Here is a 24,354-nt window from a genome sequence, read left to right as displayed (position 1 = left end):
AAATGGTATTACTTTTTGTTTTTTTTGTTTTTTTATTTTTTATATATCTGAAAAATAAATCTTTAGCTTGGTTATTAGTTATTATTCAACTTCTTTCGATTGGAGGGGTGTTTTTCATGGGTAAAGACTTGAAAATTGAATCAATTTTTGATTATATATTAGTACTACTAACAGGAGTTCTCTTATTTTTAATTGTCGCTCCTTGGAAGTCTTATTATGATATTAAAAACATTGAAATATTTAATAAAAAAAAATTGAGGAACATTACTTATTTCTTAATCTTAATCAATTCATTTATTTTTATTATTCTTTTTACAATTGTTCTGATTGTACAAACATCTGTCCAAGATATTAATGAATTTAAATATACAGAAGGTGTCAACGAAGATTTTATTGCGAATAATAGCCCTTTTCCAAGGATTTTTTTAAGTTTTACTATAGTGTTTTCAAACACTAGTTTCTTTTTAATTCCATTACATTTTTATTATCTGTTTAAAAAGAAATATTTTTTAGCAATTGTTTGTCTCATACTGTCTTTTAATATTATGTTATTAGGGTTAACCTATTTTTCTAGAGCCGTTGTAATTCAATACATGTTTTTGTATATAGGGATGTTATTTTTGCATTATAGTCTATTTGATAATAAAGTCAAAAAATTTATTAGAAATAGCCTCGTGTTTTTGATGGCTGGAACTATTATTTATTTTGTGGATGTTTCTGTTAGGAGGTTTGAGGAAGATACTAAATTGGCAAAAAAATATTCAAAGACAATTCCTATTGATGCGATATCCCAAGATCCTTTAGTATTTAGTTATTTAGATTATATGTCACAAGGATATCTTAATGGGTTTGAAGCTATGCAGTTATACGAAGGAGAAGGATTTAATGGGACAATCACTTTTGAAAAGATTCTTGTAATGACAACCTCACCCCAAGATACATATATGAGGTTACAGCGGCGAGCAAAACTATTGCCGTATGAACTTTCATATAGTTTTTTAGGCTTTCCAGCATATGCTGTATATGACTATGGTATTTTAGGTAGTCTATTGTTTTGTATTGGCTATTATATGATAGTAGTGTGGTTAAGACCAAGGCGAAAAGTTTTAAGTTTAAAAAATAGCTTTTTTATAGTTTTGCTTTTGCAAATCCCTTTGATGTCAATTTTCTATAGTGAAGTTGGAGGGTCAATATTTGCTTTTATATTGCTAATTCCTTTATGGTGCTATATTTCTTTTGGTTCTTCTAAGTCATAAGCGAACCAAAGTAGTTTACCAGATTATTATATTGTTTTTAAATTTATAAAAAAACTAAATGAAAGTTAATTTTATAGGAGGCTTTCTTCCAGAAGATAAGATTGAAGAGTATGCCAAAAATAGTAGAGGAGTAGTGCATTACGCGGCAGATTCATTGCAAAAATCTATTATCACTGGTTTAGAATTAGATGATTCTATTTCTACAAAATTGATTACAGCTCCTTTTTTGATTAATTATCCACATTATAAAAAAATATTTATTAAAAAAGAGAAGACTGAAAAGTATGAAATTGCACCATTTATTAATTTGAAGTTAATAGATACATTCACTAAATCTTTTTCTTTAAATAAAATAATTAGAAATCAAATTCCAAATGATGCCAATGATAATGTGATAATTATTTATGGTATGTTTGACTATTTTTTAAAAGCTATTCCTCATAATTATAAAAATAAAGTATGCCTTATTATACCAGACCTTCCGCGAATGATGGGAGGTGATATGAATAAACTTAAAATAAGATTATACATTAGTTATTGGGAGAAAATAGTTAATGATAATTTATACAAAGTGGATTGTTTTGTTTTTATTTCTAAATATATGAAAGAATATGTGGATGTTAAGAATAAACCATGGGTGGTAATAGAAGGTATTTATAATAATAAAACCAATATTCCATATCAAAAAAAAGAAAACAATAAGACGATATTGTACACAGGTACATTAGATCGTCGTTACGGAATTTTAGATTTATTAGATGCTTTTAGCTTGATTGAAGGTCATGATTATAGGTTGTGGATTTGTGGAGAAGGAATCGGGAAAACTGAAGTAGAAGCATTTGCTCAAAAAGACTCACGTATTACTTACTTTGGACAAATTTCAAATAAAGAGGCTCAAGTTTTACAAAAGAAAGCTACAATATTAGTAAACCCGAGGAAAAATGATATGGAATATACCAAATTTTCATTTCCTTCCAAAACAATGGAATATTTAGCATCAGGCACCCCAACCATTATGCATAAATTAGGAGGAATTCCTGAAGAATATTATCCTTATTTTTTTGTACCAGTAGATAATTCCCCTTCCGCATTAGCAAATGTTATTTTGAGAGTCGCAAATTTATCAGAACTAGAAAGAAAAGAATTTGGAGAAAAAGCGCAAAATTTTGTGTTTGAGAACAAAAATCCTAAAATTCAAGTGGAAAAAATTATCAGTATGTTCAATAAATTATTATAATTTAGATTTTATTTTTTAAATATTAAGAATTTTAAACGTATGAAACATAGTTACAATTTCTTTTGGCTGTTTTTTATAGTTATAAACAATTTTTCCCTTGCACAAACAACATTTATTAATGTTAAAGATATAGGGATTTTACCAGTTCAACATGAAAATGAAACGGACGATCAAAAATATGAGAGATGGTTCAAAATTCAAGATCTCTTTCATTATGCGAGAGAAAATAAAATAAATTTGTTTTTTTCCTCTGGACTTTACGATGTAGGAAATCGTAATTTTCCATTTAGAAGTCCAGATACTATTAAAAATGATAAACTCCTAGACTGTGGTAATATAATAATTTCAGGAGAGAAAGGAACAATTTTTAAAACCTCCTCCGTATATGGAGCAGACGTTTTACAGTTGAATCAATTAAAAAATATAACTTTCAAAAATCTTGAAATAACTGCAGAACTTAAAAAATATGAAAAATCTGGATCAAATGGTATTTCAATAACGAATGGCTTTGACAATATAACTTTAGAAAATATTCATATTTATAATTTACCTGGTGTGGATAAAGGAAATTGGGTAGATGGCAGTAAAGGATTAACAATACAAAGTGACATTGGTAGTAAAGGATATATGGGAATTCTTATTGCTAAAAATATTAAGGTTGAGAATGTAGCATATGGTTTTCGCATGGATACTGGGCATGTTTCAGATATTATGAAAAATTATAAAACAATTAATATCAATATAGAAATGACTGTGGAGAAAGCGTTTCAAGGTTTTTCTGTAGAATTTGGAAAATCTCTTAATAATATCCCACAAAAGAATAAGTTAAATTTTAATGTAAATGCAAAGCTATCCAATTGTCAACAATACGTGAGATTTGCTAGAGTTATAGGAGGTAATTTTAGTTTTGTATTAGAAAATACTCAAAATTATTATGAAAAAACAACAGATAAATTTGGGAAAAAATGGCTTACTATTCATGATGGTATTTTTGGTTTTTTATCTTACTATACAAAAAATGCCCAAGTTAGTATTAAAGGAAATGTAGGAGATGTTGATAATAAAATTTGGATTGGTGCAGTTGGGAGTATAATAGAACCCTATAACTTAGGAAACAGAACTGAATATAATATTTTTAATTTTGACATTGCTGGAAAAGCAAAAGATGAAGAAATAAAAATTATTAATTATGCTGGAGAATCTCTTAATAATAATTTAATTAGCATGTCGAAAAATACAGTAAAAAATATCCCTCCAGTTTTTTTTTCCAATAATAATCAACTTAGGATTAAATATTAATTACTAGTTTAAATTTTTATTTAGAATAATCAAATGAGACAAATAAATGCAAATAAAAAATAAAACACTTTTGATTACTGGTGGAACAGGTTCTTTTGGGACGGCTGTTCTCAACCGTTTTTTAGAAACAGATCATTTTAAGGAAATTCGTATTTTTTCTCGTGATGAGAAAAAACAAGATGATATGCGAAATCTTTACAAAAATGATAAAATAAAATACTACATCGGCGATGTTCGCGATTACAGTTCTGTAGAACCAGCAACGCATGGTGTCGATTATATTTTCCATGCTGCAGCTCTGAAACAAGTGCCTTCATGTGAATTTTTCCCGATGCAAGCCGTGAAAACCAATGTGGAAGGAACGCAAAATGTTATTCGTGCAGCAGCAGCAAACAAAGTACAAAAAGTCATTTGTCTTTCAACAGACAAAGCAGCTTATCCAATCAATGCGATGGGGATTTCCAAAGCCATGATGGAAAAAGTAGCCGTTGCAGAGGCTCGTAATCTTACAGAAACGGTGGTTTGTTTAACACGTTACGGAAACGTAATGGCTTCTCGTGGTTCGGTGATACCTTTGTTTTTAAATCAAATTCAGAAAGGGGAACCCATTACAATTACGGATCCAAATATGTCGCGTTTTTTCATGTCATTGGAAGATGCTGTAGATTTAGTATTATTCGCATTCGAAAATGGAAATCCAGGAGATTTATTCGTGAACAAAGCACCCGCAGGAAGCATTGGCGATTTGGCGCAAGCACTAATTGAACTTACGGGCAAAGAAGTCCCAATTAAAGTTATCGGAACGCGTCATGGAGAAAAATTGTACGAAACTTTGTGTACCCGTGAAGAAATGATGAAAGCCGAAGATATGGGGGATTTCTACAGAGTTCCTGCCGATAATCGTGATTTGAATTATGCCAAATATTTCTCAGAAGGTGAAGAAGATGTTTCTAAAATTGAAGATTATCATTCTCACAATACCGAACAACAAGATGTAGAAGGTCTTAAGAAATTAATTTCAACTTTACCATTAATTAGAAAAGAAGTTTTTGGAGAAGATGTGATGCAATATCCTTATTAGTGATTTGCAATTAGTTATTAGGAACTGGTATGAGAACTCATAAAGATTTAGATGTTTGGAAATTGAGTATAGATTTTGTAACTGAAATTTATGCTTTAACGATACGTTTTCCAAAAGAAGAGCAATTTGGATTGATAAATCAAATTAGAAGAGCTTCTGTCTCAGTACCAAGCAATATTGCCGAAGGTGCTGGAAGAAAATCTGATAAAGAGTTTTTACAATTTTTATATATTTCTTTAGGCAGTGTTCAAGAGATTGCTACGCAAATATTAATTTCTTTGAATTTAAACTATTTAACAAAATCAGAATATGAAATTTTACTCATCAAATTACATCAAATTTCTAAAATGTTGTCGGGTTTAATAAAATCTGTTAAAGAAAAGTTGAATTAACCAATGACAATTAACCAATTACTGTCGGGAACCGGCACGAAGACGAAAGAGGAATTATCACGTTCAATAATGATTTCGACGCCTCGCAAATTAAAAGAATTTATACTTTAGAGAATCATTCAACGGATTTTATTCGTGGATGGCAAGGACACAAAATTGAGCAGCGTTGGTTTGCAGCAATGAAAGATCGATTTGAAATTTCGGTGATTGTTGTTGATGATTTCGAGAATCCTTCGAAAGATTTAAGCACTCAGCAGTATATTTTGGATTCAGAATCCTTAACTTATCTTCATATTCCAGCAGGTTGCATAACGGCAATTAAGGCTTTGGAGGAGGATAATAAATTATTAGTATTAGCAGATTTTGGGTTAGGCGAAGTTCAGGATGAATACCGTTTTCCAATTGATTATTTTATTAGAGACTAGAGATTAGAAATTAGAAATTAGAAATTAAAGATTAGAAACTAGAGATTAGAAACTTGAAAGTAGAAGTTAGAAACTGGAAATTAGAGATCCTGATCTCAAGTCCCCAATCCCTGGTCCCTAATCCCCAATAACCAATAACCAGTAACAAATGATGAATAACCAGTTACCAACAACCAATAACCAATCATCAAAAAAGATTGGAATTACAGGACAAAAAGGCTTTGTAGGAAGTCATTTATATAATACTTTAGGTCTGTTTCCAGAAGAATTTGAACGAATTGATTTTCAAAAAGAATATTTTGAGGATGAAGCCAAATTAGACGAATTTGTCTCAAAATGTGACGTTATTGTGCATTTAGCAGCGATGAATCGTCATGAATCAGAGCAATTTATCTATGAAACCAATGTCGCTTTAGCAAACAAATTGGTAGATTCTTTGAAAAGAACCAATTCGAAAGCTCATGTTTTGATATCGTCTTCTACACAAGAAGAAAGAGATAATTTATACGGAAAATCGAAACGTGAAGGTCGCGAAGCGATTGTAAACTGGGCCAACGAAAATGGTGGAAAAGCAACGGGATTAATTATTCCAAATGTTTTTGGAGCTTTCGGAAAGCCTTTCTATAACTCATTTATCGCTACTTTCTGCCATCAGTTAACGCATGGCGAAACGCCAACAATTGCTAATGATGGTGATGTAAAACTGATTTACGTTCAGGAATTGGTGATGAAAATGATTGACGAAATTCGTTCAGAAAAAAGTCAGCCAGAATTAGTTATAGAACCAACTTCAACCAACAAAGTTTCTGAAGTTTTAGCTTTATTAAACGATTATAAAACCAAGTATTTTGATGGTGGAGAAATTCCACTTTTGAATTCAAAATTCGAACATAATTTATTCAATACCTACCGTTCATATATTGATTATAAGACGCATTATCCAGTAAAATTCACGCAACATACAGATCCTAGAGGCGCTTTTGTGGAAGTCATTCGATTAGGAATTGGCGGACAATGTTCATTTTCAACCACAGTTCCGGATATTACAAGAGGAAATCATTATCATACCCGAAAAATTGAGCGTTTTGCGGTGATTAAAGGAAAAGCTTTAATTCAGTTAAGAAAAATAGATACCGATGAGGTTTTGGATTTCTATTTAGACGGAACAGAACCTGCTTATGTGGATATGCCCATTTGGTACACCCACAACATTAAAAATATAGGAACAGAAGATTTGTACACGATTTTTTGGATCGATGAACCTTTTAATCCAGAGGATGCGGATACATATTTTGAGGAAGTTTAAAGGGAAAAGGTAAAAGGGAAAAGGTAAAAGGGAAAAGGTAAAAGTAAATAGTATGAAGGAAGTTGAGTTGTTAAATAGAACATTTAATTTTGGTGTTCGTGTAATTAAATTTCTTCGTACGTTGCCTGAGAATCATGAGTTAAGAGTAATAAAAAATCAGTTGATTAAATCAGCTACTTCGGTTGGTGCTAATTATGAAGAAGCACAGGCTGGAGCTTCGAAAGCAGACTTTACAAATAAAGTGAAGATCGTATTGAAAGAAGCGAGAGAGTGTAACTATTGGTTAAGAATGTTGAGAGCGCTAGGGTATGAATGTAGTGAACAGGATCTTTTATTACAAGAAAGTAAAGAGTTAAAAAATATATTTGGAGTGGTAGTTTTAAGAGCATCGGAAACAAAATAATTTCCTTTATCCTTTAAACTTTTTCCTTAAAATAATAGACATGCAAAAACTAAAAGTAATGACGGTTGTGGGAACACGACCAGAAATCATAAGATTATCAAGAGTATTAATGGCTTTAGACGTTTCTGAAGCTGTAGAACATATCATCGTCCACACAGGACAAAATTACGATTACGAACTCAATCAAATTTTCTTTGAAGATTTAGGACTTCGTAAACCAGATTATTTTTTAGAAGCAGCTGGAAAAACAGCAACAGAAACGGTAGGGAATATTTTAATTAAAATAGATCCGTTGTTGGAAGAATTGCAACCTGATGCTTTTTTGGTTTTAGGTGATACCAATTCTTGTTTGTGTGCAATTCCTGCGAAAAAAAGACATATTCCGATTTTCCACATGGAAGCAGGAAACCGATGTTTCGACCAAAGAGTTCCCGAAGAAACCAACCGAAAAATTGTAGATCATACTTCGGATATCAATCTTACTTATTCCGATATTGCGCGCGAATATTTATTGAGAGAAGGACTTCCTGCGGACAGAATTATCAAAACAGGTTCGCCAATGTTTGAGGTTTTGAATCATTATCTACCGCAAATTAAAGCATCCAAGGTTTTAGAAAAATTGAATTTAGAAAAAGGAAAATTCTTTGTCGTTTCTTCTCACCGTGAAGAAAATATCAATTCAGAGAAAAATTTCCGTGGATTAATGACTTCTCTGAATGCAATTGCCGAAAAATACCAATATCCAATCATCGTTTCTACGCATCCACGTACACAAAATATGATTGATAAGATGCAAATCGAAATGCGTCCGGAAATTCAGTTCCTAAAACCTCTTGGTTTCCATGATTATAATGCACTTCAAATGCATGCGTATGCTTGTCTATCGGACTCAGGAACCATTTCAGAAGAATCTTCAATTCTAAATTTCAGAGCCTTAAATATTCGCCAAGCTCACGAAAGACCAGAAGCTATGGAAGAAGCATCAGTAATGATGGTGGGACTTTCTCCAGAACGAATCATGCAAGGTTTAGCGCAATTACAAACACAAATTATTGGTGATCGTAACCAATTACAAGTTACAAATAACCAATTACCAAACTTCCGTCCTGTAGCAGATTATTCAATGCCAAATGTTTCCGAAAAAGTGGTGAGAATTATTATTTCTTACACAGATTATATTAAAAGAACTGTTTGGTCGGAAGAAATATAAAATTAATTTATTTTGAATAAAATAGAAAAAATATCAGTTGTTATACCCATGTACAACGCAAAAGATACTATTGTAAGGGCATTAGATTCTGTAGTTAACCAAACCTATCAAGGTGAAACGGAAATTATTGTCGTGAACGATGGATCAAAAGACAATTCTGCCAATCTAGTGGAAGAATATGCGAAAGCACATCCTAATGAGCAAATTATCTTAATTAATCAGACCAACAGAGGTGTTTCTTCTGCAAGGAATATGGGGATGAAAAATGCCAAAGGAGAATGGTTAGCATTGTTGGATTCTGACGATGAGTGGTTACCAAATAAATTACAAAGGCAAGTAGAGGTTTTAAAAAATAATCCTGAAATTGATTTTCTTGGAACAAATAGAAACAATGAATATTTTAAATCTTTTTTATTCTTTAAGTTTTTTCATTTGACTAAGATTAGTGCTAGAATGCTTTTGTATAAAAATTTTTTTCCTACTCCAACTGTTATTATGAAAAAACCGATTATTAGGGATATTGGCTTTTTTAGTTTAGATCAAGATTATTGCGAAGATTGTAATTATTGGATTAGAATCTCTAATGCTGGATATAATTGTTTTTTATTGAATGAAAGTTTAGTAATTACAGGTAGTAATAAATCTCATTTTGGAGAAATTGGTCTATCTTCAAATTTGAAAGAAATGGCTAGAGGAGATTTAATGAATATGAAATTAGGTTATAAATTAAAAGTTGTTAATTTTTTTGAATTTATATTACTTTATAGCTTTTCATTAATTAAATATTTAAGAAGAATTTTAATCGTAAAATTTAGAAAATAATTTATGACAGGTTCAATTGTTTTATTTAATACTGACGTAGATATTATAAAGAAAGCTATTAATAGTTTCCTATATAATTATGTTGTTGAAAAACTTTATTTAATAGACAATTCGCTAGAAGATACTTTGCGTAATATAGTAGGAGATTCTCGCATTGAATACATACACAATCCTTCTAATCCTGGTTTTGGTGCTGCGCACAATATAGCTATAAAAAAAGCCTTAGAATTAGGTTCAAAATACCACTTTATAGTTAATCCAGATATATATTTTTCGGAAGACGTTATAGGTCCAATGCTTGATCATATGGGGAAAAACCCAAACGTAGGAATGATGATGCCACAAATTTTGAACGAAGATGGCAGCATACAAAATTTGCCAAAATTGCTACCGTCACCTTTTAGTATTTTATTGCGAAAAATAAAGAAACCAAATTTTCTTTACAGCTCTTTTATTAATAAATATGAGTTACGTAATGTTCCAAATGATCAAGTTTATGAAGCTCCTATATTGTCTGGTTGTTTTACCTTACTTAATCTGGATGCAATAAAAGATGTGGGACTGTACGATGACCGTTTTTTCATGTATTTTGAAGATTGGGATTTATCAAGAAGAATAAATCAAAAGTATAAAACAATTTACTTTCCTAAAGTGTCTGTTTATCATGGCTATGAATCAGGAGCAAATAAAAGTAAAAAACTATTTAAGATCTTTTTAAATTCTGCCGTACATTATTTCAATAAGTGGGGATGGTTTTTTGATAAAAAGAGGAATGAGGTTAATGAAAGAACTTTAAGCCAATTTAAATGATTATATCCATCACAGGCACTTCAGGATTTGTGGGCAAAAATCTTTCCCAATATTTGTTGAACCACCAAATTCAAACAAAAGCATTGTCTTTACGAAATGATTCTTGGAAGACTGAATTTGATAAAAATTCCACTGCAATTATTCATTTGGCGGGAAAAGCTCATGATACATCCGATACCTCTTCTGCTGACGAATATTTCAAAGTAAATAGAGATTTAACCATTGAGTTGTTTAATGAATTTTTAAATTCATATATTCGAGATTTCTTTTATTTTTCCTCAGTAAAAGCAGTGGCAGATACTGTTGATGGGGTTTTAACCGAAGACGTTGTTCCAAATGCAATCACTCCTTACGGAAAATCAAAACTAGAGGCCGAAGAGTATTTGCTCAGTCAAAAAATTCCAGAAGGGAAAAGGGTTTTTATCATTCGTCCATGTATGATTCATGGTCCAGGAAATAAAGGAAATCTTAATCTTTTGTACAAAATTGTTGAGAAAGGAATTCCTTGGCCTTTGGCAGCTTTTCATAATGAAAGATCTTTTTTGAGTATTGATAATTTAAGTTTTTTAATTTTGCAAATGTTAAATTCTACCTCTTTGAAAAATGGAGTTTATAACTTTGCTGATGATACTCCTTTATCCACGAATGATTTAGTAGGTTTAATTTCCAAAATCTTAGGTAGAAAACAAAAGTTATGGAAAATTCCTGCTGGTATAATTAAAGCAGGCGTAAAAATAGGAGATGTATTACCTTTACCACTAAACTCTGAAAGACTTAAAAAGTTAACAGAAAATTACGTGGTTTCTAACCAAAGAATAAAAACAGCACTTGGAATTGAAAAACTTCCTTTAACCGCTGGAGAAGGTTTAGAAATTACCATCAAAAGTTTTAAAAAATAGAAATGCAATATTTAATCATTCTTATATCTCTTTTCCTCCTAGAACTCATCTATTTCAAAATAGCAGACAAGTTCAACATCATCGATAAACCGAATGAGAGAAGCTCCCATACCCAAATCACTTTACGAGGTGGTGGTATTATTTTTTACATTGCTGCATTGCTTTTTTTTATTGTATCGGGTTTCGAATACCCCTATTTCTTTTTGGGGTTAACCATGATAAGCTTAGTGAGTTTTCTAGATGATGTGATGACGCTATCCAACAAAATTCGACTTTTAGTTCAGTTGGTAAGTATGCTTTTAATGTTTTATCAAGTGGAAATGTTCACTTTAGCTTGGTGGATTATCCCTATTGCTTTGGTAATTTCCGTTGGGACCATTAATGCTTATAATTTTATGGATGGTATTAATGGTATTACAGTTTCTAACAGTTTAGCAGTACTTATTTTATTAGCTATTGTTAATCACTCGATTGCTTTTGTAAATATGAATTTAATTTATTACGCCATACTTTCTTGTGTAGTTTTCGGATTTTTTAATTTTAGAAACAAAGCAAAAGCTTTTGCTGGTGATGTAGGCTCGGTAGCTATGGCATTTATCATCTTATTTTTATTATCAAAACTAATTATACAAACAGGGAATATTATCTATATCTTATTTCTTTTGGTTTATGGCTTAGATGCGGTATGGACCATTGTAAGACGTATTCTAAAAAAAGAAAATATTTTTGAAGCACACCGCTCTCATTTATATCAATTCTTTGCGAATGAAAATAAAACAAATCGATTACTGATTTCAGGGATCTATGGATTAATCCAGTTATTAATTGGTGTTTTAATAATTTATACAACATCACAATCGCTTACATTTCAGTGGATTATTGCATTAGGTTTAATGTTAATAGGAACGCTTGTTTATAATGTTTTAAAACAAAACCTAATAAAAAAATATGACATAAAATAGTGCAAATAATTTTTAATATTTAGCCAAATATTGATAAATTAGCACAAGATAAATGATGAAATGAAATTAAAAGAAACACCGCTTAAAGATTGCTATATTATTGAGCCAAGCATTTTAGAAGATAAAAGAGGCTATTTTTACGAAAAATTCAATGAGAAAAAATTTGAAGAACTAACGGGTCTTAACGGTCATTTTGTTCAGGATAATATTTCTAAATCTTCTTACGGCGTTGTCCGTGGTGTTCATTTGCAAAAAGGAGAACATGCACAAGCCAAACTTGTATCTTGCTTAGAAGGTCGCGTTTTTGATGTCGCGGTAGATCTCAGAAAAGATTCCGAAACTTATGGACAATGGTTTGGGATAGAACTAAGCGCAGAAAACAAACGTCAACTTTATGTTCCAAGAGGTTTTGGGCATGGCTTTTCGGTACTAAGTGAAACCGCAGTCTTTTCTTATAAATGCGATAATTTTTATAATAAAGAAGCCGAAGGCGCAATTGCGTGGAACGATCCAGATGTGGGAATCGATTGGCAAATCCCTTTAGAAGACGCTATTTTGTCGGATAAAGACAAACTCTCACCAAGTTTTAAAGAAGAACAATTTTTATAAATATTAAAGAACCAAAATTTGGTTCTTTTTTTATTCCTAAATTTGCAAATTGGCATTCTGAGCATTGTGAGGAATCGCGAAACATCAATATTCATAAATTATCTATTATATAATAATGCGTACAAAATCAACAGGTAAAAAGAAAATTAATATAGTAACGCTTGGATGTTCCAAGAATGTCTACGACTCCGAAGTGTTAATGGGCCAACTACAAGCCAATGGTAAAGAAGTCGTACACGAAGATCGCGGCGATATTGTGGTGATCAACACTTGTGGTTTTATCGATAATGCTAAAGAAGAGTCGATTAATACAATTCTAGATTTTGTCGAGGCCAAAAGTCGAGGCGAAGTAGAACAGGTTTTCGTAACGGGATGTTTGTCGGAGCGCTATAAGCCTGACTTGATTCGTGAAATTCCAGATGTTGACCAATATTTCGGAACCCGCGATTTGCCTATTTTATTAAAACATCTTGGCGCCGATTATAAGCACGAATTGGTTGGAGAACGTCTTACAACAACACCAAAACACTATGCCTATCTTAAAATATCCGAAGGTTGCGATAGACCATGTTCGTTTTGCGCCATTCCTTTGATGCGTGGCGGACACATTTCCACGCCCATCGAAAAATTGGTGGAAGAAGCTTCAAAATTAGCCAAGAAAGGAACTAAGGAATTGATTTTAATCGCACAAGATCTTACCTATTACGGGTTGGATATCTATAAAAGACGCGCATTAGGCGATTTGCTGAAAGAATTGGCTAAAATTGATGGTATCGATTGGATTCGACTTCATTATGCGTTTCCATCAGGATTTCCAGAAGATGTTTTGGACATTATTCGTGAAGAACCGAAAGTTTGTAACTATATAGACATTCCGTTGCAACACATCAATTCGGACTTGTTGAAATCTATGAAGCGTGGAACAACACACGAAAAGACCGATGCGCTTTTGGCTAAATTCCGTGAGAAAGTTCCAGATATGGCTATTCGTACAACCTTGATTGTAGGCTATCCTGGCGAAACCGAAGAGCGCTTCCTAGAATTAAAAGATTGGGTGCGCGAGCAAAGGTTTGACCGATTGGGATGTTTCACCTATTCGCATGAAGAAAATACAACAGCACATGTTTTGGAAGATGATGTTCCTCAGGAAGTTAAAGAAGCCCGTGTAGAAGAGATTATGGAGTTGCAATCGCAAATATCTTGGGAGAAAAATCAAGAACGTATCGGAAAGGTTTATAAATGTATTTTTGATCGCAAAGAAGGTAATTATTTCGTTGGTAGAACGGAGTTCGATTCGCCGGATGTTGATAATACAGTTTTGGTTTCTGCTGTAGATACCTATATTTCGATTGGTGATTTTGCAAATGTGAAGATTACTTCTGCAGAAGAATTCGATTTGTATGGTGAATTGATTTAAAATTAACCTCGATTATAAAATTTAAGCTCTGATATTTTCAGGTCTTTTTTTACGCAAAATCTTATTTTTCTTAAAATTTCATCTGTTTTAGTTTAAATGGTTGATTGTCAGTTTGTTTTGGTTTTTTATTGCTTTTTAATTTTAATATTTTAATATATTCTTGTGATTCTTTATAGATATTTATGATATCCGTAATAGTTTCCTCCTTTTAAAATATCAAATTTTTTATAAAAACCAATTTAAATTAATGAATAGTCAAAATTGACATTTATGCTTTGAATATTAAAATGTGCTAAAAATCAATTGTTTAAGAGGTTTTTGTGTTTTGGTAATAGCTCTAATTGTTTTAAAATTTTAAGAAAATAAGATTAAAATTAACATTTTTTAACAAACTCTGAAAACTGCTGTAAATAAAAGACTTACAGCGGATGTTAATTTAATTTTAAGATAATTTTAAGACTTGTTGGTGCTAAGTTTTCCCTCTCGAAGCTTTTCGGGATAACTTTGCGGAGTCAAAACAATTAAAAATATTCAAAAATGATGAAAAGATTCATTCTCGTAATCATAATGATGATTTCAACACTTGGTATTTACTCTTTCACTTACAAGAGTGATGCCACAGATGCCAAAACAAGTTTTGCATCGTACTACCACGATAAGTTTGAAGGTAGAAAAACAGCTAGCGGTGAGATTTTCGATAACGATGCCTTTACAGCAGCTAACAGAAGTATCCCTTTTGGGACAAAAGTGAAAATTACGAATCTTCGTAATGGTAAAAGTGTCGTAGTGAGAATTAATGATAGAGGACCTTTTACAAAATCTAGAGCTTTTGATATGTCAAAAGCCGCTTTTGCTGAGATTGGAAATTTGTCAATAGGACATCTCCCAATCGAATATGAAATTGTCGATTAAGATTAAAAAAATTTTAGTTAGTAAGAAAGCATCTGTAGCACTTGTGTTACGGATGCTTTTTTTTATTTTTATCCTCAAGTAAAAATTTGTAGAAAAGTAAAACCTGTATCATGTAAGTTTGCTTTTTCTTTTTTAAAACAAAACGGTTTAAAATAAAACCTCATGAAAAACGCAATTCTTATCACCATCGGTGACGAAATTTTATCTGGAAATACCATAGATACCAACTCTAACTTCATCGCAAGAGAGCTAAAATCTATCGGCATTTCTGTAAAACAAATTTTTACGATTTCCGATGAACTCGAATCCATAAAATCTTGCTTAAAAACAGCCTTGGAAACGGCCGATTTGGTAATTGCAACCGGCGGTTTAGGTCCAACGCGTGATGATAAAACAAAAAAGGCTTTCGCTGAGTTTTTTAATGATAATCTTGTTTTAGACGAAGAAACCTACCAACATTTATCGAAATATCTCCAAAAAAGAAAGCGTCAACATTTATTAGAATTGAATGTTTCTCAAGCAGAAGTTTTATCGAAAGCTAAGGTTTTTCAAAATGAATATGGCACAGCACCTTGCCAAATGATTGATGATAATGGGAAATTGGTGTTTTCTTTACCAGGCGTGCCTTACGAAGTCAAACCTTTAATTAAGGATAAAATTATTCCTTATATAAAAGAAAGCTTTGAAATGGATTCTATTTTAACTCGTATTGTTTCTGTGGTTAATATTCCAGAAAGTATTTTGGCGGAGCGCATTTCAGATTGGGAAGATCAACTTCCAACTCATATTTCTTTATCCTATTTACCAATCGGAAATCGTGTTAAGCTGAGAATTACAGCTTCAGGAAAAGATAAATCTATTTTAGAAAAAGAAGTTGAACATCAAATTCAAGTGCTTTTAAAAATTATCGATGATCATGTTATAGCGACTTACGAAGATAAAATTGAGAAAATTCTAGGTGAAATTCTTACCGAGAAAAAACTTAGTATTTCCACAGCCGAAAGTTGTACAGGCGGTGAAATTTCTAAATTAATAACTTCAGTTTCCGGAAGTTCCAATTATTTTCTTGGCGGAATTGTAACCTACGCCACACAAAAAAAAGTGACTATTTTAAAGGTTTCAAAAGAAAGTCTTGCAAAACACACCGTGGTAAGCGAAGAAGTCGCTTTGGAAATGGCGCGTGGCGGACAACAACTTTTCGGGACCGATATTTGTCTGTCAACCACTGGTGTTGCAGGTCCTAACAAAGGTGAAGATGGCAAAGATGTTGGCACGGTTTATTATGCGATTCGGGTGGGAAATATGGAGGAAGTTGGGCATTTATATTTACCACATCTAGAGCGTACAGATTTTATGAATTTTGTTTCCCAACGTATTTTGCAGGATTTGGTAGAGATTTTGGTCAGAGCCAACGAATGATAAGTTTCAGCTTTAGAAATGGCTTTATCACAATTTTCTTTAGTAGTTTTGTTAGATAAGGCTCAGAAAGAGTTTTATCTCGACTATTTTAGAATATAATTTTATTAAAAATAAACATCATGAAAAACCTAGCATTTATCCTTTTTGCAGTTTCTTTAGTCGCTTGCAACAAAGAAAAAAATCTAGAAGTAAAGCAAGTTACTGAAATGGAAACTGGGAATAAAATAAACATCCAAGTGGCCAACGCTGAAGATCCTATTTGTAATATGAAAACAGCGGAACATCTTAGCGATACTTTAACGTATAAAGGCGAAGTATATGGTTTTTGTGGTCCGATGTGCAAAGAAGAATTCAAAAAAAATCCTGACTCTTATTTAAAATAAATTCATGCCAGATCAATCCACAAAAAGAATGAAGTGGTGGATTTCCGTTGGAGTTCTCGTGTTAATTGTAGCTTTAATTTTTGGTGTGAAATCTTATATGAACGCCTCACTTTTTACGGTGATGAAGGTTCCCGAATTTTCTTTAAAAGATCAAAATAACCAAACAATTACCGACAAGGAAATGCTCGGGAAAGTCTATCTCGTGGAGTTTTTCTTTAGTAAATGCCCTACAATTTGTCCTGTGATGAATTCTAATATACGTTATATTGAAGATCAAATTAACGATCCTAATTTTGGAATTATTTCCATAAGCATAGATCCCGAAAATGATACACCCGAAATTCTAAAAAATCATGCGCACAAAATAGGTGCTCAATCTCCGAATTGGCATTTTTTGACAGGTGATAGAACTTACATCGGTGAAATTGCCAAGAAGTTTGATATTTATGTTGGTGACCAAAAAGACAAAGCCGAAAGCCTTAATCATAGCGGCGAAATTGCGTTAGTAGATAAAGACGGTAACATCCGTTGTCGTTTTGGAAAAGACGGCATGCCTATTTTGTATTATTCAGGTTTGAATTATGAGGATGAAGCGGGAACCAAAGCCAGTTTGGTGGGAAAATACCATCCCGACCGAGAGATTCTTATTGAAGATATCAAAAAACTACTTCGTTAATCGTTAATTAATGTTAAGAATGTCTGTAAATGCCCACAAATAGACTATTTTTATAAAACTAAAATGTTTAATTCAAAAAAATAAATACAATGAAAGTTTTGAAAATAGCCACAGTTTCTTTTCTAGTAGCCGCAGTTTTTATGTCTGCACAGTTTAGACAATCACCACTTCCTTATGCTTACAATGCTTTAGAATCGGCTGTAGATGCGCAAACTATGGAAATTCATTACTCCAAACATGCTGCAGGATATACCGCGAATTTGAATAAAGCCATCGCAGGAACACCTATGGAAAAAGAAAGTTTGTTTTCAATTCTTTCTCATATTTCTAAAGAATCGCCAGCTGTTCGTAATAACGCCGGTGGACATTATAACCACGAGCTATTTTGGACGGTTTTAACGCCTAAAAAAGACACCAAAGCTTCCGCAAAGCTATCGAAAGCCATTATTGACAACTTTGGAAGTATGGATGCTTTCAAAGAAAAAATCGCAAAAGCAGGCGCGGATAGATTCGGTTCGGGTTGGGCTTGGTTAATTGTTACGCCAGACAAAAAACTAGCGATTACTTCTACTGCCAATCAGGATAATCCGTTGATGGATGTTGCAGAAACAAAAGGAACGCCTATTTTCGGTATCGATGTTTGGGAACATGCTTATTACTTAAAATATCAAAACAAGCGTGCTGATTATTTAAAGTCACTTTGGGAAGTTGTTAATTGGGACGAAATCTCAAAACGTTACGACATGGCAACCAAATAACTATTTAATGTTTAAAAATATACAACTCGCTTTTTCACCTGGAGAAGTGAGTTTTTTTGTGTTAAAATTTAATGTAATTTTTTTGTGCTAGATGTAACATACTTCTATTTCTATCGACTGATTTTTTAAATATTTTAAAAATGAAAAAACTTACATTTTCACTATTTTTATTGGTTGGTATGGGTGCTGTAAACACAATGGACGCACAGGCTCAAAAACCAGCAGTAATCAATCATAATCAAGATAAAGGTCTCGACATTAGCCTTATGGATAAGTCTGTCCGTCCACAAGATGACTTCTACAATTATGTGAGTGGCACTTGGATGAAAACTGCAAAAATCCCTGCTGACAAGCCAACGTGGGGAAGTTTTAATAAACTTGCAGAAGATACAGATAACAACTCCATGACGATTCTTAATTCGTTGTTGAAAGATAAATTCAATGATGGAACTGAAGGCAAAAAAATCCAAGATCTTTATGGCACTTACATGGATATGGATAAGCGTAATGCTGACGGGATAAAACCTATCCAAGCTAACCTTAACAAAATTGACGCTATTAAAACTATGGCAGATCTGCAAGCCTATTTGATTTCTGTGACCAAAGATGGCGAAAATACACTTTATGGCTGGGGTGTAGATGCGGATCTTAAAGATTCTAAAATGAATGCCGTTTATTTAGGTGATGCTTCTTTAGGTTTGGGAAGAGATTATTACCAAAAAGTCAACGAAAAAAATACTGAAACTTTAGCAGAATATCAAAAGTATGTGGCGTCGATGCTAGATGTTTTGGGTTATAAAAACTCTACGGTTACTGCCAAAAGTATTGTTGAACTCGAAAAGAAAATCGCAAATACCTATTTAACAAACGAGCAAGTACGTGATGCGACATTACAGTATAACCCGAAAACAATGGCTGAGCTGAAAGCTTTGGTGAAAAATGTTGACCTAGCGGCTTATCTTAAAAGCGTAGGCGTTAATACTGATAAAGTGATTATCGGTGAGATAGGCTATTACAAAAATTTTGACAAGCTTTTTAACAGCAAAGATCTACCATTAATTAAAGATTATCTTAAATTCCACATGATTAATGGCAGTGCAAGTTATTTAACTAAAGCTTTGGATGATAAACGTTTTGCATTTTATGGAAAATATCTAAGTGGTCAAGAAGAACAGAGAGCGCTTAATAAAAGAGGTTATCAGTTAATCAATGGTGTTTTAGGAGAAGCTTTTGGTAAATTGTATGTTGATAAATATTTCCCTGCTTCTGCAAAAGCACAGATGGTAGAACTTATCGATTATCTTAAAAAAAGTTTTGCAGTACACATTAACGATCTTAACTGGATGTCATCTACAACCAAAGTAAAAGCTTTAGAAAAATTAAACAAATTCACAGTTAAAGTGGCTTATCCAGACAAGTGGAAAGATTATTCTAAATTGGATATCACTTCTGGAGCGAAAGGTGGAACATTGTACAGCAATTTGCAAAATGTAACCGAATGGCAATATCAAAGAGATCTTGACAAAATTGGTAAAGCTGTGGACAAGTCGGAGTGGGGGATGACACCTCAAATGGTGAATGCCTATTACAATCCATTGAATAACGAAATCGTTTTCCCAGCGGCAATTCTTCAACCGCCTTTCTTCAATCCAGAAGCTGATGCCGCCGTTAATTTTGGAGGAATTGGCGCTGTTATCGGACACGAGATGACACATGGTTTTGACGACTCAGGTGCGCAGTTCGATGCAGATGGTAATCTTGTCGATTGGTGGACACCAGAAGATAAAGCCAACTTCGAAAAAGCAACAAAAGCTTTAGCAAGTCAGTTTGATAAGTACGAACCTGTTAAAGGAACTTTCGTTAACGGAACATTTACCAATGGTGAAAATATTGCAGATTTAGGTGGTATTAACATCGCTTATGATGCTTTACAGATGTATCTTAAAGATAAAGGGAATCCTGGTAACATCAGTGGTTACACACAAGATCAAAGATTTTTCTTAAGCTGGGCAACCGTTTGGAGAACTTTATCGAGTGAAAAATATATGGTGAATCAAGTGAAAACCGATCCACATTCGCCAGGTTATTTCAGAAGTTTTGGTCCATTGGTTAACACGGATGCATTCTACAAAGCTTTTGATGTTAAAGAAGGAGACAAACATTATAAAAAACCAGAAGAAAGAATCAGAATCTGGTAATTGCTAGGTTTTATTTATAAGGCGCCGCATCTACGATGCGGCGCCTCTTTTATTGCGTATATATTATTTTTAGAAAATTAATTTTATCTTTGAAAAAGAAATACAAAAACTTGTCTTTCTTCAAAAATTTAAAATTATGAAACATTTATTTCTTTCAATATCTGCGGCACTTATCCTAGCATCTTGTGCAGCATCTAGCTATTCTGTGAAAAAAGGCGGAAACCAAGTAGCCCTTACGGGAAGTTCTTGGATTTTGGCAGAAGAAGTTAGTACAGAGCAACCGACTTTAGTGGTAGAGGCTGATAAAATCTCAGGTAATACAGGTTGTAACAATTATTTTTCGACCAATGTTGCGATCGATCCAAAAGCCGGAACTTTTGCCGCTAACAATGTAGGCTCTACCAGAAAAGCTTGCGTTAATATGAGTGTGGAGACAGGCTTTCTTAATATGTTGCAGCAAGCCAACCGTTATGTGGTGAGTGGCGATACATTAGAACTTTACAAAGACAACCTGTTACTTTTGAAATTCAACAAAAAATAAAAAAACGGAACTCAATTTTGAGTTCCGTTTTTCGATTTTAAGTATTTAAAAATTCTTAATCCTCTTCTTCTTCGTCATCGTATTTTGCCAATTCAGCATCACACCATTTGAAGGCCTCTTCAACCACTTTTGTAGCCTCGTTAGCCAAAGTCTCCTCGTCATCGCCTTCTAGGTCGTCCAACCATTCAACTTCTTCTTCCTCAACATTAAGGATAAAACGAGGATATTCTGTATGTACTACAAAAAGATCTTCTGGGAAATCTGTGTTGTCCGCCAATAAAAACTTAGGTAAAGTCATATCTATAAAATTTAATAGTTTCTAATATTTTTTTAGGAGCAGGTCATCGACACATGCTTTGGAATATTCTACCCGCTTTCCGTTGCAATATTTTTGCTCGGCAAGGCCTCTCGCAAAAAGGATTTTCACTACAATCGGGGCTAGGTGGCAGATAATCCATTCTTTGTCTAGACACAATCCTTGCATCAAAGATAACAAAAATAACTTTTCCGAAAACCTAAAATTCGTTTTTCGCAAAAAATCATATTTTCAAATTTTTTGTTCTACAAGATTCCCGGTTTTTGAGAAAATAGAAGGATTATTTTTTGTCAAATTTTTGGAACTGGTTGCGTTTTATCTTTAATTTGGAATCAACACGATAGGGCGTCAATACACGAGGATTCAGGGTGTCTTTCGCGGAAAACGTCAGATTTATTTTTGGATTAACCGTGCTGATGATTTCGGCAGCGCGGATGTTGGCAAGGTCTTCACGAGATTTTAGATAAAACAAAATGTCCGTGTTTTCCATATTTTCGGATTTTAGAAAAGCCTTTATTTCTTTTCGGTTTTCGAGATAATTTCCTTTAGATAAGTATGTAAAGGTAAAACCCGTCAACAAACTTCCCAAAGGAACCCAATACGCCAAATTCCCAAATCTCTCGATAAGCTTTTTGAAATAGTACATCCAAATGGAAAGACTGAAAGGCGCTAACAAACGATAATCTATTGGGTTAACCGAATAAAAATATTGCACCAAAAAGGAACAAGCCAAACCTACAAAACCCGTCCAAAGGAGCAATTCGTCAAAAGCTGTATTTTTTGATTTAGCGACAAAATATAAAATCACCAGAATATTAATGAGTCCGATGCCGTAAATGCCATAATTGACAATGCCGCCCGATGGATCAGCGATGTGTACAAATGGATTGTATGTTGTGGCCAAACCTTGCCAAAGTTCTGTTAATAATAATGATGTTGGTTTAACACCAATATTCAGAAAATCATTGACATAATCTTCATTAAAATAATCAACATATAAAAACTTAAAACCAATGATAAACATAAGGCCTAGTGAGGCAGAAAGAATAAAATATTTACCATAGCTGGTTTTAATTTTTAAAAGCCCAAACCAGCCCAAACCAGCCATTAAAAATAAAGCGCTGTATCGAAAATTGTAACAAATAATCAATAACAAACTTAGCATTAAAACCGATTTTATTCCAGTGATGTTAGCATCAATCGTTTGTTTAGAATAATACAGTAAAAAGAAAACAAATGGCAGAATGGGCGCTTCGCTCATGGTATATGAAAATACCGACACAAAACTAAACAATGCCGACATCATCACTACTTCTTTGAAATAAAAGTCTTTTCTATAAGCAAAAATCAACATCAAAGTGTAGGCGATAAGTCCCACTAATTTGCTGCTCCAAAATTCGTCTAAGCCCAAATTCGTAAACAACCAAATCTCAAACGGATAGCCTAAAGGCGCAGTGGTATTGTCAATGATGGGTAACATATTTGCCTGACGCATGTATCGTATAGAGTCTGGATTAACGCGTCCTTTTTCGTTGAGCAGAAAGCGGACGATAATCATGACATAGGTCAAAATGATGATGGCAATATTGCAGATTTTTGAAAATCGAGGATGTTTTAGAAAATAAAAATTTATCATACTATTTTTGAACTTTTACTTTAGAAATTCGTTGTCCGTTTTTCTCAAGAATATAATATTTAAGATTATGGATATGCAGCTCATCACCCACTTGGGGAAGGTTATTCGTGTTGTTGATAATATAGCCTGCCACGGTATTGTATTGGTTATTGATGTGTTCTTCCTCCTCCTCTTTGTTGAAGTAATCCAGAAAATCATAAATGTCCATTCCAGCATCTACGATCCAAGTGTTGGTGGCAATTTTTTTAATTTCAGGATTTTTTTCTTCATCGTGCGTCGTGTCGCCAACCAGCTCGTCGATGAGGTCATTTAGGGTGATGATGCCTTTTACACTTCCATATTCGTCGATGACGATGCCATAATGATTTTTAGTTTTTTTGAACTGATGAAGCACTTGGTAAGCTTTTGTGGTTTCATTAAAATAAAGTGGTTCTTTAATATAATTTGAAACTTTAAAATCTGACGCATTCGATGCTAGAAACAAATCCTTGATAATTACAATACCAAGAATGTTATCAATGTTATTATTTTCACAAACGGGATAGGCGGAGTGCTTGCCATCTTTTATTTTGTTGCGAATATCTTCCCAAGAATCTTGTGTGTCAAAAATAATCATATCGCTTTTCGGCGTATAAAGTGCATTTGCTTTTCGGTCGCCAAGTTCAAAAACGCGTTCTACGATATCTTGTTCAATATTCAGAATTTCGCCACCTTGGGCACTTTCTTTCACCATCGATACAATTTCTTCCTCCGAAACCGAATGGTCCACATGGTCATCAATTTTAAAAATTTTAGCTAATAAATTATTGGAAACCGATAATAACCAAACAAAAGGAGAAGCAATTTTTGAAAGCAAATTCATAGGTTTGGCAACAACGAGTGTAATGCTTTCCGGAAAGCTCATTCCTAGTTTTTTAGGAAATAATTCGCCGACAACAATCGAAAAATAAGTAATGATGATAACACTTGCAGAAACGGCAATTTGGTTGGCATAAGCGGCGAGAAAGTCTATTTTTAGAATTAAATTTTTTAAATCTTTGGTAATACTCTCACCACTGAAGATTCCTAAAAGAACGCCAATTAGCGTAATGCCGATTTGTACGGTTGATAAAAATCGGGTAGGATTGTCGATTAGCTGAAGTGCTGCTTTTGCGGAAGGACTTCCTTTCTTTTTCAGATTTTCCAACTTGAATTTTCTTGAAGATACCAATGCCATTTCTGACATGGCAAAAACGCCATTCAAAATAATCAATGCAATAAGGATGAGGAGTTCCATAGAGTTTTTTTGAATTTACTAAAATACTAATCTTTCTAGCTAATTTTTGTATTTAAATGAAAAAAGTCACAAATTTTGTTTGTGACTTTTTAGATTTAAGTTTTATAAGAA

25 protein-coding genes are annotated in these 24,354 nt (G+C 33.0%); 22 read left to right on the top strand and 3 right to left on the bottom strand.

Features of this window, described 5'->3' with window-relative positions; translation table 11 throughout:
• Positions 1-2 precede the first annotated feature (2 nt).
• The 22 genes from ACVFVN_RS00690 (at position 3) to ACVFVN_RS00585 (ending at position 21,015) form a co-directional block, all read left to right on the top strand.
• A complete protein-coding gene (locus tag ACVFVN_RS00690; RefSeq protein ID WP_456233746.1) occupies positions 3-1,256 on the top strand; it encodes an O-antigen polymerase in 1,254 nt (417 codons plus the stop codon).
• Between the two features lie 58 nt (positions 1,257-1,314).
• Positions 1,315-2,493, top strand: a complete 1,179-nt coding sequence (locus tag ACVFVN_RS00685; RefSeq protein ID WP_456233745.1) for a glycosyltransferase — start codon at positions 1,315-1,317, stop codon at positions 2,491-2,493.
• A 39-nt stretch (positions 2,494-2,532) separates the two neighbouring features.
• A complete protein-coding gene (locus ACVFVN_RS00680) occupies positions 2,533-3,792 on the top strand; it encodes a hypothetical protein (RefSeq protein WP_456233744.1) in 1,260 nt (419 codons plus the stop codon).
• Between the two features lie 46 nt (positions 3,793-3,838).
• Positions 3,839-4,873 (top strand): polysaccharide biosynthesis protein, encoded by a 1,035-nt coding sequence (locus ACVFVN_RS00675; RefSeq protein ID WP_456233743.1) that lies wholly within the window; start codon positions 3,839-3,841, stop codon positions 4,871-4,873.
• Positions 4,874-4,902: 29 nt separating this feature from the next.
• Positions 4,903-5,265: a four helix bundle protein gene (locus tag ACVFVN_RS00670; RefSeq protein WP_456233742.1), complete on the top strand. Its 363-nt coding sequence runs from the start codon at positions 4,903-4,905 to the stop codon at positions 5,263-5,265.
• Positions 5,266-5,282: 17 nt separating this feature from the next.
• The gene (locus ACVFVN_RS00665; RefSeq protein ID WP_456233934.1) at positions 5,283-5,690 is read left to right on the top strand and encodes a WxcM-like domain-containing protein; all 408 of its coding nucleotides are present in this window, start codon (positions 5,283-5,285) and stop codon (positions 5,688-5,690) included.
• A gap of 148 nt (positions 5,691-5,838) precedes the next feature.
• Positions 5,839-6,996 (top strand): polysaccharide biosynthesis C-terminal domain-containing protein, encoded by a 1,158-nt coding sequence (locus ACVFVN_RS00660; RefSeq protein ID WP_456233741.1) that lies wholly within the window; start codon positions 5,839-5,841, stop codon positions 6,994-6,996.
• A 52-nt stretch (positions 6,997-7,048) separates the two neighbouring features.
• Positions 7,049-7,399, top strand: coding sequence for a four helix bundle protein (locus tag ACVFVN_RS00655; protein ID WP_456233740.1), 351 nt, complete (start codon positions 7,049-7,051; stop codon positions 7,397-7,399).
• Between the two features lie 40 nt (positions 7,400-7,439).
• Positions 7,440-8,609, top strand: a complete 1,170-nt coding sequence (gene wecB, locus ACVFVN_RS00650; protein WP_456233739.1) for a non-hydrolyzing UDP-N-acetylglucosamine 2-epimerase — start codon at positions 7,440-7,442, stop codon at positions 8,607-8,609.
• Positions 8,610-8,621: 12 nt separating this feature from the next.
• Entirely contained in the window at positions 8,622-9,431 is an 810-nt protein-coding gene (locus ACVFVN_RS00645; RefSeq protein ID WP_456233738.1) for a glycosyltransferase family 2 protein, read from the top strand.
• A gap of 3 nt (positions 9,432-9,434) precedes the next feature.
• The gene (locus tag ACVFVN_RS00640) at positions 9,435-10,241 is read left to right on the top strand and encodes a glycosyltransferase (protein ID WP_456233737.1); all 807 of its coding nucleotides are present in this window, start codon (positions 9,435-9,437) and stop codon (positions 10,239-10,241) included.
• Positions 10,238-11,140 (top strand): NAD-dependent epimerase/dehydratase family protein, encoded by a 903-nt coding sequence (locus ACVFVN_RS00635; protein ID WP_456233736.1) that lies wholly within the window; start codon positions 10,238-10,240, stop codon positions 11,138-11,140. Before ACVFVN_RS00640 ends, ACVFVN_RS00635 begins: the two co-directional genes overlap by 4 nt.
• 2 nt (positions 11,141-11,142) lie before the next feature.
• On the top strand, positions 11,143-12,102 hold the full coding sequence (locus tag ACVFVN_RS00630) for a UDP-GlcNAc--UDP-phosphate GlcNAc-1-phosphate transferase (protein WP_456233735.1): 960 nt from the start codon (positions 11,143-11,145) through the stop codon (positions 12,100-12,102).
• Between the two features lie 60 nt (positions 12,103-12,162).
• The gene (gene rfbC, locus ACVFVN_RS00625) at positions 12,163-12,711 is read left to right on the top strand and encodes a dTDP-4-dehydrorhamnose 3,5-epimerase (RefSeq protein ID WP_456233734.1); all 549 of its coding nucleotides are present in this window, start codon (positions 12,163-12,165) and stop codon (positions 12,709-12,711) included.
• Positions 12,712-12,826: 115 nt separating this feature from the next.
• Complete coding sequence (rimO, locus tag ACVFVN_RS00620; RefSeq protein WP_456233733.1) at positions 12,827-14,128, top strand: 30S ribosomal protein S12 methylthiotransferase RimO; 1,302 nt, start codon at positions 12,827-12,829, stop codon at positions 14,126-14,128.
• 537 nt (positions 14,129-14,665) lie between these two features.
• The gene (locus ACVFVN_RS00615) at positions 14,666-15,040 is read left to right on the top strand and encodes a septal ring lytic transglycosylase RlpA family protein (RefSeq protein ID WP_165132733.1); all 375 of its coding nucleotides are present in this window, start codon (positions 14,666-14,668) and stop codon (positions 15,038-15,040) included.
• Between the two features lie 162 nt (positions 15,041-15,202).
• The gene (locus tag ACVFVN_RS00610) at positions 15,203-16,459 is read left to right on the top strand and encodes a CinA family nicotinamide mononucleotide deamidase-related protein (protein ID WP_456233732.1); all 1,257 of its coding nucleotides are present in this window, start codon (positions 15,203-15,205) and stop codon (positions 16,457-16,459) included.
• Positions 16,460-16,578: 119 nt separating this feature from the next.
• A complete protein-coding gene (locus ACVFVN_RS00605) occupies positions 16,579-16,842 on the top strand; it encodes a YHS domain-containing protein (RefSeq protein WP_165132727.1) in 264 nt (87 codons plus the stop codon).
• Between the two features lie 28 nt (positions 16,843-16,870).
• Positions 16,871-17,518, top strand: a complete 648-nt coding sequence (locus tag ACVFVN_RS00600; RefSeq protein ID WP_456233731.1) for an SCO family protein — start codon at positions 16,871-16,873, stop codon at positions 17,516-17,518.
• Between the two features lie 89 nt (positions 17,519-17,607).
• Positions 17,608-18,276 carry a superoxide dismutase gene (locus ACVFVN_RS00595; protein WP_456233730.1) on the top strand — a complete coding sequence of 223 codons (669 nt, stop codon included), beginning with the start codon at positions 17,608-17,610 and terminating at the stop codon, positions 18,274-18,276.
• A 140-nt stretch (positions 18,277-18,416) separates the two neighbouring features.
• Positions 18,417-20,474: a M13 family metallopeptidase gene (locus tag ACVFVN_RS00590; RefSeq protein WP_456233729.1), complete on the top strand. Its 2,058-nt coding sequence runs from the start codon at positions 18,417-18,419 to the stop codon at positions 20,472-20,474.
• A gap of 136 nt (positions 20,475-20,610) precedes the next feature.
• On the top strand, positions 20,611-21,015 hold the full coding sequence (locus ACVFVN_RS00585; protein ID WP_456233728.1) for an META domain-containing protein: 405 nt from the start codon (positions 20,611-20,613) through the stop codon (positions 21,013-21,015).
• Positions 21,016-21,070: 55 nt separating this feature from the next.
• Here ACVFVN_RS00585 and ACVFVN_RS00580 read toward each other — a convergent pair whose 3' ends face one another.
• From ACVFVN_RS00580 to ACVFVN_RS00570, 3 genes are all read right to left on the bottom strand, one after another.
• On the bottom strand, positions 21,071-21,313 hold the full coding sequence (locus ACVFVN_RS00580) for a hypothetical protein (RefSeq protein ID WP_165132644.1): 243 nt from the start codon (positions 21,311-21,313) through the stop codon (positions 21,071-21,073).
• Between the two features lie 298 nt (positions 21,314-21,611).
• Positions 21,612-22,967, bottom strand: coding sequence for a hypothetical protein (locus ACVFVN_RS00575; protein WP_456233727.1), 1,356 nt, complete (start codon positions 22,965-22,967; stop codon positions 21,612-21,614).
• 1 nt (position 22,968) lies between these two features.
• The gene (locus ACVFVN_RS00570) at positions 22,969-24,243 is read right to left on the bottom strand and encodes a hemolysin family protein (protein ID WP_165132638.1); all 1,275 of its coding nucleotides are present in this window, start codon (positions 24,241-24,243) and stop codon (positions 22,969-22,971) included.
• Positions 24,244-24,354: the final 111 nt, after the last annotated feature.

The sequence above is a fragment of the Soonwooa purpurea genome (genome assembly GCF_053891095.1).
Note: the sequence above shows the minus strand (reverse complement) of the source record. Positions and strands in the feature narration are given on the sequence as shown.

Bases quoted from the DNA above. Each gene is read 5' to 3' on its own strand.
- ACVFVN_RS00670 (WP_456233742.1), top strand. From the start codon at position 4,903: ATGAGAACTCATAAAGATTTAGATGTTTGGAAATTGAGTATAGATTTT.
- ACVFVN_RS00680 (WP_456233744.1), top strand. From the start codon at position 2,533: ATGAAACATAGTTACAATTTCTTTTGGCTGTTTTTTATAGTTATAAAC.
- ACVFVN_RS00595 (WP_456233730.1), top strand. From the start codon at position 17,608: ATGAAAGTTTTGAAAATAGCCACAGTTTCTTTTCTAGTAGCCGCAGTT.
- ACVFVN_RS00655 (WP_456233740.1), top strand. From the start codon at position 7,049: ATGAAGGAAGTTGAGTTGTTAAATAGAACATTTAATTTTGGTGTTCGT.
- ACVFVN_RS00615 (WP_165132733.1), top strand. From the start codon at position 14,666: ATGATGAAAAGATTCATTCTCGTAATCATAATGATGATTTCAACACTT.
- ACVFVN_RS00575 (WP_456233727.1), bottom strand. From the start codon at position 22,967: ATGATAAATTTTTATTTTCTAAAACATCCTCGATTTTCAAAAATCTGC.
- ACVFVN_RS00675 (WP_456233743.1), top strand. From the start codon at position 3,839: ATGCAAATAAAAAATAAAACACTTTTGATTACTGGTGGAACAGGTTCT.
- ACVFVN_RS00635 (WP_456233736.1), top strand. From the start codon at position 10,238: ATGATTATATCCATCACAGGCACTTCAGGATTTGTGGGCAAAAATCTT.
- ACVFVN_RS00690 (WP_456233746.1), top strand. From the start codon at position 3: ATGGTATTACTTTTTGTTTTTTTTGTTTTTTTATTTTTTATATATCTG.
- ACVFVN_RS00630 (WP_456233735.1), top strand. From the start codon at position 11,143: ATGCAATATTTAATCATTCTTATATCTCTTTTCCTCCTAGAACTCATC.
- rimO (WP_456233733.1), top strand. From the start codon at position 12,827: ATGCGTACAAAATCAACAGGTAAAAAGAAAATTAATATAGTAACGCTT.
- ACVFVN_RS00570 (WP_165132638.1), bottom strand. From the start codon at position 24,243: ATGGAACTCCTCATCCTTATTGCATTGATTATTTTGAATGGCGTTTTT.
- ACVFVN_RS00660 (WP_456233741.1), top strand. From the start codon at position 5,839: ATGATGAATAACCAGTTACCAACAACCAATAACCAATCATCAAAAAAG.
- ACVFVN_RS00600 (WP_456233731.1), top strand. From the start codon at position 16,871: ATGAAGTGGTGGATTTCCGTTGGAGTTCTCGTGTTAATTGTAGCTTTA.
- rfbC (WP_456233734.1), top strand. From the start codon at position 12,163: ATGAAATTAAAAGAAACACCGCTTAAAGATTGCTATATTATTGAGCCA.
- ACVFVN_RS00580 (WP_165132644.1), bottom strand. From the start codon at position 21,313: ATGACTTTACCTAAGTTTTTATTGGCGGACAACACAGATTTCCCAGAA.
- ACVFVN_RS00605 (WP_165132727.1), top strand. From the start codon at position 16,579: ATGAAAAACCTAGCATTTATCCTTTTTGCAGTTTCTTTAGTCGCTTGC.
- ACVFVN_RS00685 (WP_456233745.1), top strand. From the start codon at position 1,315: ATGAAAGTTAATTTTATAGGAGGCTTTCTTCCAGAAGATAAGATTGAA.
- ACVFVN_RS00640 (WP_456233737.1), top strand. From the start codon at position 9,435: ATGACAGGTTCAATTGTTTTATTTAATACTGACGTAGATATTATAAAG.
- ACVFVN_RS00585 (WP_456233728.1), top strand. From the start codon at position 20,611: ATGAAACATTTATTTCTTTCAATATCTGCGGCACTTATCCTAGCATCT.
- ACVFVN_RS00590 (WP_456233729.1), top strand. From the start codon at position 18,417: ATGAAAAAACTTACATTTTCACTATTTTTATTGGTTGGTATGGGTGCT.
- wecB (WP_456233739.1), top strand. From the start codon at position 7,440: ATGCAAAAACTAAAAGTAATGACGGTTGTGGGAACACGACCAGAAATC.
- ACVFVN_RS00610 (WP_456233732.1), top strand. From the start codon at position 15,203: ATGAAAAACGCAATTCTTATCACCATCGGTGACGAAATTTTATCTGGA.